Below are 15,563 nucleotides of genomic sequence, written 5' to 3' on the forward strand. Positions count from 1 at the left end.
ACCCCCATCGACCTACTCCAGTTCGTCGAGTCCGGCCTCCGCGCTGCACGAGAGGCTCCGGTGCGGGCACCACTGGCAGTGCTCGCCGGCCGAGTAGTTCTCGAAGGAACTCTCGGACGCGAGCGCCACCTGTTCTTCGAGGCGGTCCCGCACGGCCGATAGCTCGGCGTCGGTGAACGTCTTCAGGTCCAGTCGGGGGCCGAGGTCGCCGACGTAGACGTACCCGGCCGTCCGGACGGGGTCGTCGAACAGCTGCTCGCAGGCGAGCAGGTAGATGGGCAGTTGCAGGCTCTCCTCCAGCGAGCGCTCACGCTGGGTGGCCTTGTAGTCGAGGACGACGAGGTCGCCGTCCGGGCGACGACAGAGCGCGTCGATCATGCCGACGACGGTCTCGGAGGCGAACTCGAGTTCGAACCCGCGCTCGGCCGCGAGTATCTCCCAGTCGCTCGCGTCGGTCTGGAAGTACCGGTCGATGCAGGTCTCGACCGCGGGGAGTACGTCCGCCTGGCCCCGGATCGTCGCGAGGCGACCGGCGAGTTCCGTCCACTCCGCCCTGGTCGTGTAGCCCCGGTTCGCCGCGCGCTCGGCCGTGTCGTGGAACAGAATGCCGATCTCGCGCTGGCTGGGCCCCGAACCGCCATCGTCGTGGGCCCCCTCGACCGGGTCGTCGAACGCCCGGAGGACGTGCGTGAGGTAGTGCCGTCGTTCGCACGTCTCGAAGGTGTCGAGCGACGTGTAGCTGTGTCTGCGGTGCACGCCGAGGGACGCTGGTTCGCCGAGGACGTCCTCCGGAAGCGTCTCTGCGAGTTCCGGGTCGAGTGCCCCCGAGAGGCAGTCGGAGGCGAGGTCGAGCACGCGCTCCTGGGCCGCGGACCGGACGAGTGATTCGTCGCCGTCGACGGCGGCGACGCGTTCGGTCACGTCGACGGGTGCGGCGAGCGTGTCGGTGCCGTCGACGGCGGTCGGCGGGAGGCTCTCGCGCACCGTCTCCCAGATCGGAAAGGACACGCCGTCGATCGCCCAGGGGACGCGCTCCGGCAGGAGGTCGGCGATCACCTCGACCGGGAGCGTCTCGTCGGCGGCATCGTCGCCGTCGTCGCCGTCGTCGCGCCCGACGAGTATCGAGACGTCCTCGGCCCGGGTGATGGCGACGTGGAGCAGTCGCCGGGCCTCGTGCTCGTCGCGCTCTGCGAAGTCGTGGTCGGTCGGTGCCCCGCCGTCGAGGACGTGGTTGAGGAGGTCGTACGTCCGCGAGTTCGGCTCCCACTCGCCGGCCTGCAACTGGGGGAGGACGACGACGGGGAACTCCAGGCCCTTGCTCTTGTGGATGGTCATGATGGAGACCGCCGCGTCCTGCGTCTCGGGCTGGTCCTCCATCGACCGGTCAGAGACGTCCGTGATGACGTCGTGATGCGTGAGGAAGTCGACGAACTCCGCGGAGAGTTCGGGCTGGACGGCACCGTCCTCGAAGGCGGAGACGACCTCGTCGAGCGCGCGCAGGTCGCGGCGCTCCTGTTCGGACAGGAACCACTCGATGCGCATCGTCGACTTGAGTTCCTGGTACAGCCGGGACAGCGAGTACGTGTCGCGCTTCCCCCAGAGGTCGCCGAGTTGCGTCCTGGCCGTCTCGACCCGGTCAGGTTCGTCGAACGCGTCGAGTGGCAACTGGAGCAACGCCGTCTGCAACGACGCGTCCTCGTCGTCGTCGGCCGTCTCGTACGTGTTCAGCCGTTCCAGGTCGGCCGTACAGAGCCGGTAGCGCATGGCGAGCACGCGGTTGAGGCTGACCTCGTCGCGGGGGTCGGCGAGCGCCTTCAGCGCGGCGACGACGGTCTCGACGCCGGGCGCCTGCGACGCGAGGTCGCCGCCGAGTTCGTACGGGATGCCCGCCGAGGCGAGTTCGTCCAGTATCGGCCTCGCGTGGCGTTTCTTCCGGACGAGGACGGCGACGTCACCGGGGCCGTACGACTCCCCGTCGAGGTCGGCCTCGCCGTTGACGAGTCGGGTGACAGCGTTCGCGATCTGGGTCGCCTCGTCCTCGAGTTCTTCGTCGGCCTCGACGGTGACGACGCCGGCCTCGGCCTCGGCGTCTCCGCCGACCGCCCTGAGTTCCTTGGTGCTCCCCCGCGACGCCAGTCGCGAGAGGGCCTCGTTCGCGAGGTCGAGGATGGGCTGTCTCGACCGGAAGTTCTCCTCCAGCGTCGCGTCGTGCAGGTCCGGGAACGCCCCCTCGAGCCGTGACCCGATGTTCGCGACGTTGGCGCCGCGCCACTCGTAGATGGCCTGGTCGTCGTCGCCCACGACGAACAGGTCGGCGTTCGCCGCGAGGTGGCGAACGAGGTCGAACTGGACCGTGTCCGTGTCCTGGTACTCGTCGCAGAAGACGTAGTCGTAGCGCTCGCCCAGCCACGCCGAGACGGCGTCGTCCTGCAGCAGCGACACCGCCTCGAGGACGAGGTCGTTGAAGTCGAGCAGGGTCTCCTCGTCGAGTCTGGCCTCGTACGCACGGTAGCCGGGGACGAGGTCCGAGACGGTCTGGCACTGCTCGACGAACTCGTCGAGCCGGCCCGGGAGCGAGTAGTCGAGGTCGGGCATCCCCTTCGGGGCACTGGAGTACAGTCCGAAGAGGTGTGCCGGCAGTTTGTGGGTGTACGGCAGGTCGCCGTCGAGTATCGCCGCCTCGTTCGCCCGGTAGAAGGCGACGAGTTCGGCACAGGTCTCGATCATCAACTGGAGGTACGACCGGACGTGGGCCTCCATGCCCTCGTCGGCCAGTCCGTCGCACAGGTCCGCCAGCACGGCCTGCATCGCTGTGAGGCCCTCGCAGAGCTCGTCGAGTCGCTCTTCGGTGATCTTCCGCCAGTTGACGCGCAGGTGTTCGGTCGCCGCCGCCTCGACCTGGGCGGCGAGGTCGCCGAGTTCGAACAGTCGGTCGACCGACGGCAGGTACGCGTCGACGTCGTCTGGCCCGATGCCCGACCGCTTCATCGCGGGGACGAACTGGAGCAGGCGTTCTGGTGCGCCGGTCGCGTACTCGACCCCGTCGTACACGTCCGGGTCCGTGAACCGGTACGGCATCTCGTCGAGGACGTCGTAGCTGAGTGCGAACCGGTCGGCGTCCGTCGCGATGTCGTAGCGCGGGTCGAGGTCGGCGTGGTAGGCGAACTCCTGGAGGAGTTCGTGGCAGATGGCGTGGTACGTGTACGCCTCGATGTCGTAGCCGCGGTCGCCGACCGTCTCGACGAGTTTCTCGCGCATCGAGTCCGCCGCCTTGTTGGTGAACGTCAGCGCGAGGATCCGGTCCGGCGGCGTCCCGTTCTCGATGAGGCGCTCGATCTTCCGGACCATCGTGAACGTCTTCCCGGTCCCGGCGCCCGCGAGGACGCGCATCGGGTACTCGTCGCTCGTGATGATGTCCTCCTGGGCCGGACGCGGGTCCGGGTCGTCGGTCGGGGCGTGCGGTTCGTCAGTCATCCAGGCGCACCTCCTCGCCGAGGTAGTCGCCGCACATGCCGCGGTAGGCACAGTCGCCGCACGCGTTCTCCCTGATGCGGTCCCAGGGAACGGGCTCGTGCTCGGCGTCGACGATGCCCCGGTAACAGTCCGCGACGAGTTCCCAGATGGTGTCCTCGTGTTCGTCGTAGATCCGGCCGACGTCGCGCCCCCGGCCGCTGACCTCGACGGTGATGCCGTCCCGTTCGGGAATCCGCTCTCTGTCCTGCATCACCCCGTAGAAGGTGAACTCGACGTCCATCCCGGGCCGGTAGTGGTCGGTGTTCTTCGCCCCCTCGATGTAGGCGGCCGCCTGGAACACGCTCTTGAGGATCGAGGCGTGGTACGCCTCGCCAGCGTGGTGCTCCTCGATCTTCCCCTCGGTCCGGCCGGAGACGATGCCCGTCAGCGACCCCTTGTAGTCGATGATCTGCAGGCCCTCGTCGGTCGCGACCACGTTGTCGACGCGACCGTGCAGGTGCACGTCGCCGCGGTCGCAGGTGAGCCACGCCTCCTGTTCGACCGAGTTCCGGGCGTGTTCGAGGCCGTCCTCCCGGAAGTACGCCGCGACCGCGGCCACCGCGAGTCGCCGGTCGTACGCGTACTGTGCGTCCGACGCGTACTCGCCGCGGTCCGTCTCGGTCACCCAGCGGTCCTCGATGGCGGACCGGGCGTACTCCTGTATCTCGCTGTCCGTCACCGGTTCGTCCTGCCCGGCGGCCCACGCGCACGTGTCCTCGATCGCGCCGTGGTACGCGAGGCCCCGGTCGAGGTAGCGCCGCGACTCCTCCGGCGACGCCACGTCCCAGACCTTGTCGTACTGGTACTGGCGCGGGCAGGCCGCGTACACCGCCAGACTCGACGGGGAGACGCGACGGACGCCGTCACTCACGGTGGACCACCCCACGTGCGAGGTCGACCCGCGTCCGGATGGCCTCTGCGACCTCCGGCGGGAGGTCCCCGTCGAGCAGGGTCTGTACCGTGGCGAAGTCCGCCGCGACCGACGTCACGTCGACTGGGTCGCCGACGACGCCCGCCCGCCGGATCTCGTCCAGCGCCCGGTCCGACCGCGTCAGCGCGAACTCCACCGCGCTCCCGTGACTGTGGACGCCGTCGTGTTCGAGTCGGTCGAACGGGCCGAAGGCGTCCTCCGCCGCCGCGAGGAACCGCGACGGCTGGAGGTTGCTCCCGGTCCCGCCGGCCTCCTCCAGGTAGGTGCCGAAGTACAGGCGGTTCGTGGCCGCACGCGCGCCGACCCCGAGGAACCGCCGGCTCAGCGCCGCGTAGTAGGCGTGCAGTGGCCGCGTCGTCAGCTCGGTCTCGGTCGCGAACGTCTCTCGAACGTCGGCCTCGGTGGCCGTGGTGAACGACGGATAGCCTGCCAGCCGTTCGAGCTGTGGTGTGGGGAACAGCGACGTGAACCGCGGGTCGGCCGGGTAGTCCCGGTCGACGACGTTCACCAGGAACGCGGTGTCCCTGGCGCAGTTCTTCACGACCCGGACCGTGTCCACGAGGACGCCGTCCGCCGGGACGTCGAGTTCCGTGGCGAGTCGGTCCGCCGCGGCGCGTCGCATCTCTCGCTCCAGTCCGCCACAGAGGGCCTCCCACGTCGCGTCGAGGAGCGGCGACTCGTCGACGAACCCCGCGAGCGAGAGGACCTCGCGCACGTGCTCGAACTGCGTCTTGGCCTCGAGCGGGGTCTCGTCGTCCGCGACGCGACCCTTCAGGTCGCTCTCGACGCACCAGTGCCAGAGTGCGTCCTCGAGGGAGTCCTCGTCACCCAGTCTCGCGACCTCGTCCAGCGTCGCGGCCGTCGCGTCGTCCGTCCGGGCCTGCAACAGCGCCCTCGCCCGGCGGTCCGTCCAGCCGACGTCGGGCTCTGCCTCGCCGGCGCACCAGCTCACCACGGCGTACAGTTCACGCGCCGCGGGGTCGTGCTCCAGGCCACCGACCGTCGCCGACGTGACCGGGATGCCCGCGTTCTGCAGTAACCGGAGGGTCTCAGGGATCGGCGCCTTCGAGTCCTGCAGGACGACCGCGACGTCGTCGTACTGGATTCCCTCCCGCCGTCGGAGCAGTTCGATCTCGTCCGCGATGCGACGGACCTGCGCCTCGAACGTCGGACTCTCGAGTACCGTGACGGTTCCGTCCCCGGTCGAATCCGGGCGCTCGCCGGTGGCGAGGAACGACGCCACCGCACTGGGTAGCGAGCGTGCGCCACCGTCCGACCGCCGGTTCGTCTCGAGGTCCGGGACGTGGTCCTCGATCCGGCCCGGTTCGTTCCACGGCCGCTGGATCGCGCTCTCTCGCTCGGCCACGCAGACCAGGTCGACGCCTCGGGTGAGCCACGCCAGGTACCGCCGGTCGACCCGCGTGAACTCCTCGAACTCGAGCGCGAGGACCGCGTCGAACGAGCGCTGTATCCGGTCGCGGGTGCTGTCGTCCCGCAGCGAGTCGACGACCGTCGTGAGCACGTTCCCCGGGTCGAGGAGGCCGTGCCTCCCGAGCCACTCGTGGAACGACCGGTTGAACCGCGCGAGGTCGGAGAGGTGCTCGTCCGCCGTCTCGATGCTGCTTCCCTGCCAGGTCGCCTCGGCCACGAACCGTCCCAGGTCCGGGACGAACGACTCGTGGGCGCTCGCCCGTTCGAGGTACGGCGACTCCCACTCGAACTCGGCGGCGAACGCTTCCAGCAGCAACCCCTGCTCGGCCGGCGTCAGCACTCGCGGGGTGTCTGGTAGTTCCTCAAGCACGCGTCTCGTATGCGCGGCAAGTCCAGTGACCCTGGGCTGGGTGACACCGTCCGTCTCGTCGGCGAGTGCAGATTCCAGGTCGTCGATCCCGGTCGGGAACCGCTTGACGACGAGGACGTTCTCCGCACCGTGCTCGGCGGCGAGGTCGGCGTAGATCGGTGCGACCGCGTCCGGAAGCGGGTCGCTCAGAAACGGAAGCAGACGGAGGTCTCCAGATAGCGGCGGGTCGTCTCCTGTAGTCGTATCGCCCATGGGTTGGGATTCAGCTATCAGTGTAATGATTGTGTGGGCCAGAACTGTACCGGGTTCGAGTTATTTGCCTTACGGGATTGTGCCGAACTTCGCTGCTCTACGGAAGGCGGTACGGTCTGAACCCCATTCGATTGCTCTTCGGCAAGGTAACTGACCTGATTGCGGAGCATTCGCGCGACAAACTGGAGGGTCAGTTCACGGAACCGAAATATGAACTGGCTGCGGAGTGCGCCGTAGCTTCCGCTACGAGTTTCGAGAACGACTCGTCGACGAAGAGCTATCAGGGGAGGAACCCCCTGGGCGACGTAACGTGGTCGCAACGTAGGAGATAGCGTGCCGAACTGCACTCGCGGCTGTACTTGTGGACATCGTCCGTGGGGGGTAACTCGAGTAACTCTTTAATCATGGTGCCTGCTTACGATATTATCACTACGCGTTTATTGCTGAGTTGTAGATATTTTCTTCGACCGGAGGGATTTGGGACTGCTTCGACTTTCCTTCAGGCTCTGCCCAGTAGTTCATCTCAATCTGGGCCTGGACATCCATGTAATACTCCTCGACGTATCGACTACGACGCTGTTGACGAGTACCAAGACCACGAAGTTCATCTGAAAATGGTGCCGAGAACGCCCATACCGCGTGTGTGACCGTTACAAAAGAAACCCGAGACCGACGCTATTCGATCAACCTGGATGCGCAGTCCAACCTGAACCAGAGTGACCGGTCGAGGTTGTGAGCGAAGCCGGGCGATCGTGAGTTCTCGAAACTGTTCCCACCAGTGCCGTGAGCCGACGAACGCGCCGTACTTGCGTTTGTGCCGGGAGTCCACGGTCTCGTTCTGACTGCGCTGACCGTAGAGAGCAGTCCAGTCGAACATCCCGTGCCCCGTGGAGCGACTGAATTTATCTGTAGCTGATAGGATGGCATACTCATAAATTCTTTTAGTACTTTGACAGGGCCAGACAGTGGCACCGTTCTCCATCGTTATCGAAGAGGGTCGTCTGTATTCTAGATTCCCCCTATCACTCACAACTACCGCGATACCCCCTCGAAAAGTCCCCCGTCTGTTACGATAGACGGGTCATTCTTTCTTCGGTCCCACCAATCTCGTTATATCAAATCGCGGACCCGGTCGCGGAAGCCGCCGGCCTCGTCCTCGGATTCGGCGACGGCGGTGAGCTGGTCCTCGACGCTCCCGAAGAACCGGTTGACGACGCGGTTGGCGACGGGGTTGATGACCCGCTGGCCCATCCGGGCGATCCGGCCGAAGACGTCCGCTTCGGCGTGCCAGTTGATGTCCACGCCCTCATCGTGGTCGTCCAGTTCCATCCAGGAGTTCATCTCGAAGGAACTCCCGCTGGAATCCCCTTCGCCGGATGCGGCCCCCTCGGGGAAGTCCCACTCGTCGATGGAGACGACCGTCCGGAAACTCGGGCTGACCGCCCCGACGCTGATCTCCATCAGTGCGGCGTAGTGCTCGCCCTCGTCGAACCCGCGCTCCGCGACCTCGTCCGGGTCGGCCTCCGGGAGCAGCGACGGTTCCTCGTCCTCGGCTTGCTCGCGCAGCGCCTCGAAGTCGACGTCGTCCGGGTCCTCGACCTTCGTCAGGAACTGACAACCCGGCAGAGCCTGCTTTATCATGTATGGGTCGGACAGGGACAGCCAGACCTCTTTCGCCGATACGTCCTCGATGGTGAATGTGCCGTCGAATTCCATGTTATCACTCCGCTGTCCGGTCGGATGCGGCGCTCGACCGTTCCAGTGGCTACTGTGCGTGGCTGGACAATAAAACAGTTGCTTCGCGCGGCCGACCGTGCCGTCGCCCACGCGCTCCCACTCCGAGAGGTCGCCCGTCGAGCGTCGAGAGGAGTCGGCACCCGGAGAGCGTCCGCGTGACGGCAGTCCTGAGCGGCCGTCTACTCCGGCCGGCGCGAGCCTTCGTCAGCGTACTCCGTCCAGTAGGGGTGGTCGGCGGGGATGCGCTCCTCTGCCGACACCTGGTGGGCGTGGGTCCCCTCGAGCTGGCAGATGCGTGCCGCCCACGGCGCCACGCGAGCAGCCCCCTCGGCGGTCGTCTCCTGGTGGGTCAGTATCTTCAGGTAGGTCGTGACGTTGATGCCGCCGCTGTACCGGGCGACCTCCAGCGTGGGCAGGCTGTGGTTCGTCCCGACGGCTTTGTCGCCGAACACGACCGGTGCGTGCTCGCCGATGAACAGCGACCCGTAGTTGTGGAGGTCGTCCAGCACGTCGCGGGGGTTCTCGACCATCACCTGGAGGTGCTCCATCGCGTACTCGTTCGCGAGTTCGCAGGCTTCCTCGCGGGAGTCGACGACGACTACCTCGCCGTTCTCCTCCCAGCACTCGCGGGCGACCTCCTCGGTGCGGAACTCCGGCAGCTGGTCGTGGAACTCCTCGACGACAGCGCGGGCGTGGTCCTCGTCGAGGTCGATGAGCACCGGCCGGGAGTTCGGGTCGTGCTCGGCCTGTGCCAGGAGGTCCGTCGCCACGAGCGCCGGGTCCGACGACGCGTCCGCGACGATGAGCACCTCCGTCGGCCCGGCGAGGAAGTCGATTCCCACGCGGCCGAACACCTGGCGCTTGGCCTCGGTCGTGAACACGTTGCCCGGGCCACACACCTTGTCCACGGCGGAGATGGCGTCGGTACCGTAGGCCATCGCGCCGATGGCCTGCGCCCCGCCGATGCAGTAGATCTCGTCGGCCCCAGCCTGGTCCATCGCGTACAGCTGGGCGGGCTGGACTGACCCGTCCTCCTGTGGGGGCGCGCACGCAACCATCGTCTCGACGCCGACCACCTTCGCGGGGACGATGGACATGGCCGGCGCGGCGACCAGCGGGTGGCGGCCGCCGGGGATGTACGCCCCCGCCCGCTGGATGGGGACCAGCCGCGTTCCCAGCGAGACGCCCTCGTCGAACTCGCGTTCGAAGCCGTCGAGGTTGGCGAACTGCTCTTCGTGGAACTCACGGACGTTCGCGATGGTGTTGTCGATGGCCTCGCGTTTGTCGGCGTCGAGTTGCTCGCGGGCTGTCTGAATCTCCTCGTCGCTGACCCGCAGCTGCTCGCGCTCGACGCCGTCGAACTCCCGCGTGAACTCCCGGAGCGCGTCGTCGCCGCGTGCACGAACCTCGTCCAGGATGTCCCGGACAGTTTCGGTGACCTCCTGGTCTATCTCGATCGAATCGTGGTCCGTCTGTTTGAGGTACTGCCTACCCATGGTGTCTCGCCGTATGCCCCCTCGATAGTAATATTTTGCTTCCAACCTATCAATCAAGTGTTGCGTTCCGGGCGGCGTCTCGACAGCGTGCCGGACCCATGTCGAGCGACCCCCACAACCTAAGAGGATTCCGGGTGGACGTACTGCTGTGCTATCGGACGTAACCGCTCTCGTCACCGGTGCGAGTCAGGGTATCGGACGCGAAATCGCACGGCGGTTCGCGGCGTACGGCGCGAACGTCGCGCTCGCGGCCCGGTCGGACGGGATTTACGAGACCGAGCAGTTGATCGACGCGCCAGACCGGACGCTCGCCGTGGAGACGGACGTCACCGACGAGTCGTCTGTCGAGCGGACGGTCGCGGAGACGGTCGAGGAGTTCGATGGCCTCGACTGCGTGGTGAACAACGCCGGCATCGCCGGGCCGACGGCTCCGATCGAGGAGGTGTCGCTCGAGGAGTGGCAGCGGACGCTCGACGTGAACATCACCGGGATGTTCCTCACGACGAAACACGCGGTGGGAGCACTGGAAGACAGCGACCAGCCGCGGGTCATCAACATCTCGTCTATCAGCGGCAAGCGTCCGCTGCCGGACCGGACGCCGTACGTCGCCTCGAAGATGGCCGTCGTCGGTCTGACACGCACGCTCGCCTTCGAACTGAGCGACGTGGGTGCGACGGTCAACACCATCTGCCCGGGCGCGACGGCGGGTCCGCGCATCGAGGACGTGATCGAGGCGCAGGCACAGCGCCGGGACGTCTCCTACGAGGCGGCGAAAGCCGAAGTGTTCACCGACGAAACCGCGCTGGGAACGCTCGTCGAGGCCGAAGACACCGCCGAGGTGGCCGCGTTCCTCGCCAGCGAGAAGGGTCGACACATCACCGCGCAGGACATCAACGTCGACGCCGGCACGGTGTGGTACTGACACTGGCGGCTACAGGTGCGATACCTGCTGGCCGGTAGAACCGGCCGCCCGGCGAGACGCAGGCCGGCTAACTGACGGTGAGAATGTCCTTCACGTCGCCGGTCTCCCGGGCGTCCTCGGGGTCGCCCTCGTAGACGATTTCGCCGTTGACGATGCCGTAGATGCGGTCAGAGAGGTTGTAGACGAACTCCGTCGACTGTTCGATGAGGAGAATCGTCTTCTCGCCCTTGAGGTCGGCGACGGCCTTCTCGACGTCCTCCGCGATAAGCGGTGCGAGCCCCTCCGTCGGTTCGTCGATGAGCAACAGGTCGTTGTCCCCGACGAGTGCACGACCGATGGTCAGCATCTGCTGTTCACCGCCGCTGAGGTGACCACCCTTGCTGTCTTCGAGTTCCCGGAGTTTGGGGAACCGTTCGAACACCTCCTCGATGCGCTTCTCGGTCTCGGCACCGCCGATGTCCACGCCGGCCATCCTCAGGTTCTCGACGACGGTCAGGTCGCTGAAGATGTCACGTTCCTCGGGGACGTAACCGATTCCCCGCTGTGCGATCTTCTCCGTCGGGGCGCCTGTGATGTCCTCGCCCTCGTACTCGATAGTGCCGCTCCTGACCTCGGCCAGGTTGAGAATCGACCGGACCGTGGTCGTCTTCCCCATCCCGTTCCGGCCGACGAGCGAGACGACCTCCCCGGTCTCGATCGAGAGGCTCACGTCGAACAGCACCTGCGTCTCGTCGTAGTACGCGTCTATCGCGTTGACCTCAAGCATACTGACCGTCCTCCCCGAGATAGACGCGCTTGACCTCTTCATTGTTCCGGATATCCTCGGCCGTCCCGTCGGCGATGAGACGCCCCTCGTGGAGGACCGAAATCCGGTCCGACAGCCCCATCACGACGTCCATCTTGTGTTCGACGAGGAGGACGGTGTGGTCCTCGGCGATGGTCTCGATGAAGTCGATGACCTCGTGGAGATCCTCCTCGGGCAGCCCTGCGGCCGGTTCGTCCATCAACAGCAGGTCCGGTTCGAGCGCGACCGCCATCCCGATTTCCAGGCGGCGCTTGTCGCCGTACGGGAGGGAATCGGCGGTCATGCTGCGCCTGTCGTGGAGACCGAGATCCTCGAGGATCTCGTGGGCGGTGTCGACGACAGCCTGGTTGTCGTGAGCCTTCGCCAGAAGTCCACTCTCGTCGCCCCTGTCGATCGACTGGACGGCCAGCCGGACGTTCTCGAAGGTCGTGAGTTCCGGGAAGACGTTCGATATCTGGAAGACGCGCCCCATGCCCTGATTGATGCGCTCGTGGGAGGACGTGTCCGTGACGTCCTCGCCTTTGAACGTTATCGAACCCTCGGTGACCTCGTACTCGCCGGTGATGAGATTGAAAAACGTCGTCTTTCCGGCGCCGTTCGGGCCGATGATGCTGGCGATGCCACCCTCCTCCAGGTGGAAATCGACGGAGTCGACAGCCGTCATGGACCCGAACCGTTTCGTCAGCCCCTCTGTTTGCAGTAGTGTCATGAACCAACCTTGGCGGCGGGCATATTTATTCCTGGTACATCGGGTCGTCACACGCGGCGATGATATCGGTCCCGCCGCTGCTGCCCTGGACGGAGAAGATGTCCCACTCGTCCTCCTGCTCCGATCTGGGCTTGCCCTCCACGATGTACCAGTCCTGAATCGACTGGTTGTCACAGTCCCGCCACTCCTCGCCTGTCTTCGTGTGCTGGTACCCCGGATTACTGTTGATGGCCTCCGTGATGGCGTCCGGTTCGAGACTCTCGGCGGTGTTGACGGCGCGTTCGAACTCCTTGACGCCGGTGTAACAGACCGCGGAGTACGAGTCGCCCGGGTTCCCGTACTCGTCTTCCATCTTCTGGCTGAACTCCTGGGTCGCCGCGTTGTCCGCGTCCGGGCTGTACTGGATGCCGGCGTGGATGTTCTCCCACTGGTCACGTCCGGCACGGCGGGCGACGGTCGTGGTCGTCACGCCGATGAATATCTCCATGTCCTCGTGGAGTCCGAACTCGCGGGCCTGGTTGATCGCGGTCGCCTGGTCGGCACCGAGGTTGTGGATGAACAGGACGTCGGCGTCGGAGTCCTGGATCTCCGACATCTGCGAGGAGAAGTCCGACCCGCCGAGCGGGTGGGTCACCTGGCCCTCGATCGTTCCGCCGAGCCCTTCGAACGCCGTGCTCTGGTGGTTCCAGGAGTCCTGGCCCCAGGCGTAGTCGGCGTACAGCCCGTACATGCTCTCACCCAGATTGTTGTAGATGTACCGGGCGTTCGCCCGCTGGGACTGCACCGTCAGCGCGTACGGCGTGTACGTACACTCGTAGAGGAACCCCTGCGCGTGAAGGTCGGGAATCGTCTGACAGCCCGCCATGTACGGGATGTCGTTATCCTGTGCCTGCGTGTTCGTCTGGAGCGAGATGCCGCCAGAGAGATTCGCACACAGGAGGTCGATGTCCTCGTTGAAGATGAGGTCCTGAACCCGCCGGGCGCTCACGTCGCCCGACAGCTCCGTGTCCCGGTCGATGACCTCGACGTCGCGGCCGTTCAGACCACCGTTCTCGTTTATCTCCTTGACTGCGAGATCGACGCCTTGCTTCTGTGTGTTCGCCTCCTCGCTGTACGGTCCCGTGTACGGGAAGGCGGTGCCGAGGCGAACCGCGCCCTCGCTGTCGCCGCCCATGAGGCTTGCACAGCCGCTAATGCTCGTCATCCCGACCAGTCCGCCCGTTCCTGCTGCTTTGAGAACGCTACGTCGAGTCGGTCGAGAGACCGTCTCCTCCCTAGCCGAAGAGTCATCTGTCTGCATGGCTACCGGTACCTCGTGAACCACATAAAAAAAGGTTACCCCCAGAGCCATCATCGAATCGACGTTTTCCGGTGCGTCGCAGTGGTTAGCACTCCGTCGCAACCAGACGAGAGAGTGGAGCGACGCCTGTGCGGTGAAAAACACGGGAATCTTATTGTACCTGCTTCGGGAACAGAGCGAACGAGCCAATGGTTACCGTCGACTTCAACCACGTGAGCGTCCTCGCGAAGGACATCGACGAGTCGGCCGAGTTCTACTGTGACGTGCTGGGCATGGAACGCATCCCGACGCCGAACTTCGAGGTGCCGGTCCAGTGGTTACAGGCCGGTTCGGGGCAACTCCACCTCTTCGAACGGGAGATGGACGCCGTTCCGTATTACCACTTCGGCGTGACCGTCGACGACTTCGAGGGCATCTACCGCCGCGCGGAGGAAGGGGACTTCTTCGCGAACTGGGACGACAACGCCGAGGGGAGCGTCTACCGGCTCCCGGACGACAGCGCACAGATGTACCTCAGCGACCCGGCGGGCAACCTCCTCGAGGTCGACTACCCTGACATCGACGCCCTGCCGGAGGACATCACTGCGGGCGTCGTCGACCGGAGTGAACTGCACCCCCAGACCGGCGAGGCTGCGAACGGGTCGCTGAACATCTCCCCGGTAGGGGACGACGCGACCGAGTGATAGACACGCGGGCGACAGACGACGCTCAGAACTTCCCGACGTACCGGTCGCCGCGCCGCTTCGCTTCCTCGACCAGCCGGTATCCCGCCTCCACCCGGTCCCGTTCCCAGGCGGCGAGTGCGGTTTCGAGTCCATCCGTCGTGTGGATCGACTCCGCCAGTTCGAGTGCGTCCGCTGCGGCGTGGGCAGTACCCGAGGCCATGTGTGGCCGGATGAAGAACGCCGCATCGCCGATGATGCAGGCGTTGTCGAAAACCATCCGGGGGACGGTCAGGTCGTAGATACACTGGACGAACGGCTCGTCCGTCTGGCGGACGACCCACGCCAGTTGCGGCGGGAGGATTTCCTCGGCGGTGCGCAGTTGCTTCTGGCGGACCTCCTCGCGCATCAGGCCGGGCGGCAGGGAGTGGGACCGCTGGGTCCCCTGGTCGTCGTACAGGATGTCGTCGAGTTCCTCGCCCTCCTCGAAGGGGAAGTACCACACCCAGTTTATCCGCCGGTCCCCGCGTTCCATCTCGCCGTTCGGGCCGGGAACGGGGTAGGTGAGAAACTGCGAGTTCGGGGCGTGGTACAGGTTGTAGATGTCGCTGAATCGCGTCGGGTAGGTTGGGAGGACCTCGTCTTCCGGCAGCGTCCCGCGGTAGGCGACGTAGCCCGCGTACTCCGGCGTTCGCTCCGGGAGAAACTGGGTACGGGTGTCCGACCGGTAGCCCTCTGCGGCGACGAGGAGGTCGCCGGTCACCGTCTCGCCGTCCGCCAGCGTGACCGAGACGCCGTCGTCGGTCTGCGTGACGGCGGTGGTCTGTGTTCCCATCCGGTAGTCCGACTCCGGGACGGCGTCGCGCAGCGCCCGATAGACGGTGTCCCAGGAGGTGGTGTACACCGCCCGCCCCTCGACGTCGATGGGGTCGCCGGCCTGGTCGAGATGGTGGATGCGGGTGGTGTACGTCGTTATCTCGTCCCAGGCGGCGATGCCCTGCTCTTCGAGGTAGGTGAGCATCTCCGGGTGGGCGATGATGCCGGCGCCGCGCTCTCTCATCTTACCGCGCTCGGTCCGCTCGAAGACGGTGACGTCGTGTCCGGCCTGCCGGAGCGCGAGTGCGGCGAACAGGCCACCCATCGACCCGCCGGATATCAGCACCTCCAGCCGACCGTCCATCGAACCGACCGTCTCGGCGCGCTCGTCGACGTCGGGGAGGTCGTACCGTTCCCGCATCACCTCGGCGTCGTAGTACACGTGTCCGTCGTGGCAGACTCGCGGTGGTCCCTCGTAGTCGTATATGCGTGGCGACATCTGTCGGGCCTGTGTCGGTAGATTTCCGCACACACGAATAAAACCACCGTCGGCGACCGGGGGCGCGGCGAGTGACAGTCCCACGGCGGGAGCGAACCGATATGAACCGCCGAGAGAGCG

General features: G+C 66.0%; 11 protein-coding genes and 1 pseudogene. 2 read left to right on the top strand and 10 right to left on the bottom strand.

From position 1 onward, the window contains the following. Nucleotides 1–12 precede the first annotated feature (12 nt). The 6 genes and pseudogenes from ACSC1W_RS15760 to hisD all read right to left on the bottom strand — a co-directional run bounded on the left by ACSC1W_RS15760 (nucleotide 13) and on the right by hisD (nucleotide 9,730). Nucleotides 13–3,474, bottom strand: coding sequence for an ATP-dependent helicase (locus tag ACSC1W_RS15760; RefSeq protein ID WP_435348530.1), 3,462 nt, complete (start codon nucleotides 3,472–3,474; stop codon nucleotides 13–15). Beyond that, entirely contained in the window at nucleotides 3,467–4,384 is a 918-nt protein-coding gene (locus ACSC1W_RS15765; RefSeq protein WP_435348531.1) for a PD-(D/E)XK nuclease family protein, read from the bottom strand. Before ACSC1W_RS15765 ends, ACSC1W_RS15760 begins: the two co-directional genes overlap by 8 nt. Further along, complete coding sequence (locus tag ACSC1W_RS15770; protein ID WP_435348532.1) at nucleotides 4,377–6,497, bottom strand: PD-(D/E)XK nuclease family protein; 2,121 nt, start codon at nucleotides 6,495–6,497, stop codon at nucleotides 4,377–4,379. The genes ACSC1W_RS15765 and ACSC1W_RS15770 overlap by 8 nt, the downstream gene beginning before the upstream one ends. A gap of 675 nt (nucleotides 6,498–7,172) precedes the next feature. After that, nucleotides 7,173–7,393 (bottom strand): annotated as a pseudogene (locus ACSC1W_RS15775) (hypothetical protein); the annotation flags it as partial. A 214-nt stretch (nucleotides 7,394–7,607) separates the two neighbouring features. Then, nucleotides 7,608–8,213 carry an SRPBCC family protein gene (locus ACSC1W_RS15780; protein WP_435348533.1) on the bottom strand — a complete coding sequence of 202 codons (606 nt, stop codon included), beginning with the start codon at nucleotides 8,211–8,213 and terminating at the stop codon, nucleotides 7,608–7,610. Between the two features lie 200 nt (nucleotides 8,214–8,413). Continuing rightward, nucleotides 8,414–9,730: a histidinol dehydrogenase gene (gene hisD, locus ACSC1W_RS15785; RefSeq protein ID WP_435348534.1), complete on the bottom strand. Its 1,317-nt coding sequence runs from the start codon at nucleotides 9,728–9,730 to the stop codon at nucleotides 8,414–8,416. A gap of 148 nt (nucleotides 9,731–9,878) precedes the next feature. Between hisD and ACSC1W_RS15790 the strand changes: the two genes are divergently transcribed. Beyond that, nucleotides 9,879–10,652, top strand: a complete 774-nt coding sequence (locus ACSC1W_RS15790) for an SDR family NAD(P)-dependent oxidoreductase (RefSeq protein WP_435348536.1) — start codon at nucleotides 9,879–9,881, stop codon at nucleotides 10,650–10,652. 67 nt (nucleotides 10,653–10,719) lie between these two features. Here the strand turns inward: ACSC1W_RS15790 and ACSC1W_RS15795 are convergent, their stop codons facing one another. Genes ACSC1W_RS15795 through ACSC1W_RS15805 form a run of 3 tightly spaced genes read right to left on the bottom strand, consistent with a single transcriptional unit; the run spans nucleotide 10,720 to nucleotide 13,370 of the window. Continuing rightward, nucleotides 10,720–11,418, bottom strand: coding sequence for an ABC transporter ATP-binding protein (locus ACSC1W_RS15795; protein WP_435348537.1), 699 nt, complete (start codon nucleotides 11,416–11,418; stop codon nucleotides 10,720–10,722). Next, complete coding sequence (locus ACSC1W_RS15800; RefSeq protein WP_435348538.1) at nucleotides 11,411–12,166, bottom strand: ABC transporter ATP-binding protein; 756 nt, start codon at nucleotides 12,164–12,166, stop codon at nucleotides 11,411–11,413. Before ACSC1W_RS15800 ends, ACSC1W_RS15795 begins: the two co-directional genes overlap by 8 nt. Before the next feature lie 25 nt (nucleotides 12,167–12,191). After that, nucleotides 12,192–13,370, bottom strand: coding sequence for an ABC transporter substrate-binding protein (locus ACSC1W_RS15805; RefSeq protein WP_435348539.1), 1,179 nt, complete (start codon nucleotides 13,368–13,370; stop codon nucleotides 12,192–12,194). Between the two features lie 284 nt (nucleotides 13,371–13,654). Here ACSC1W_RS15805 and ACSC1W_RS15810 point away from each other — a divergent pair, with 284 nt between their 5' ends. Continuing rightward, complete coding sequence (locus tag ACSC1W_RS15810) at nucleotides 13,655–14,149, top strand: VOC family protein (protein ID WP_435348540.1); 495 nt, start codon at nucleotides 13,655–13,657, stop codon at nucleotides 14,147–14,149. A gap of 25 nt (nucleotides 14,150–14,174) precedes the next feature. Here the strand turns inward: ACSC1W_RS15810 and ACSC1W_RS15815 are convergent, their stop codons facing one another. Beyond that, on the bottom strand, nucleotides 14,175–15,443 hold the full coding sequence (locus ACSC1W_RS15815; RefSeq protein WP_435348541.1) for an FAD binding domain-containing protein: 1,269 nt from the start codon (nucleotides 15,441–15,443) through the stop codon (nucleotides 14,175–14,177). Between the last annotated feature and the right edge of the window lie 120 nt (nucleotides 15,444–15,563).

The organism is Haloarchaeobius marinus, from assembly GCF_051207415.1.
Lineage (GTDB): Archaea > Halobacteriota > Halobacteria > Halobacteriales > Natrialbaceae > Haloarchaeobius.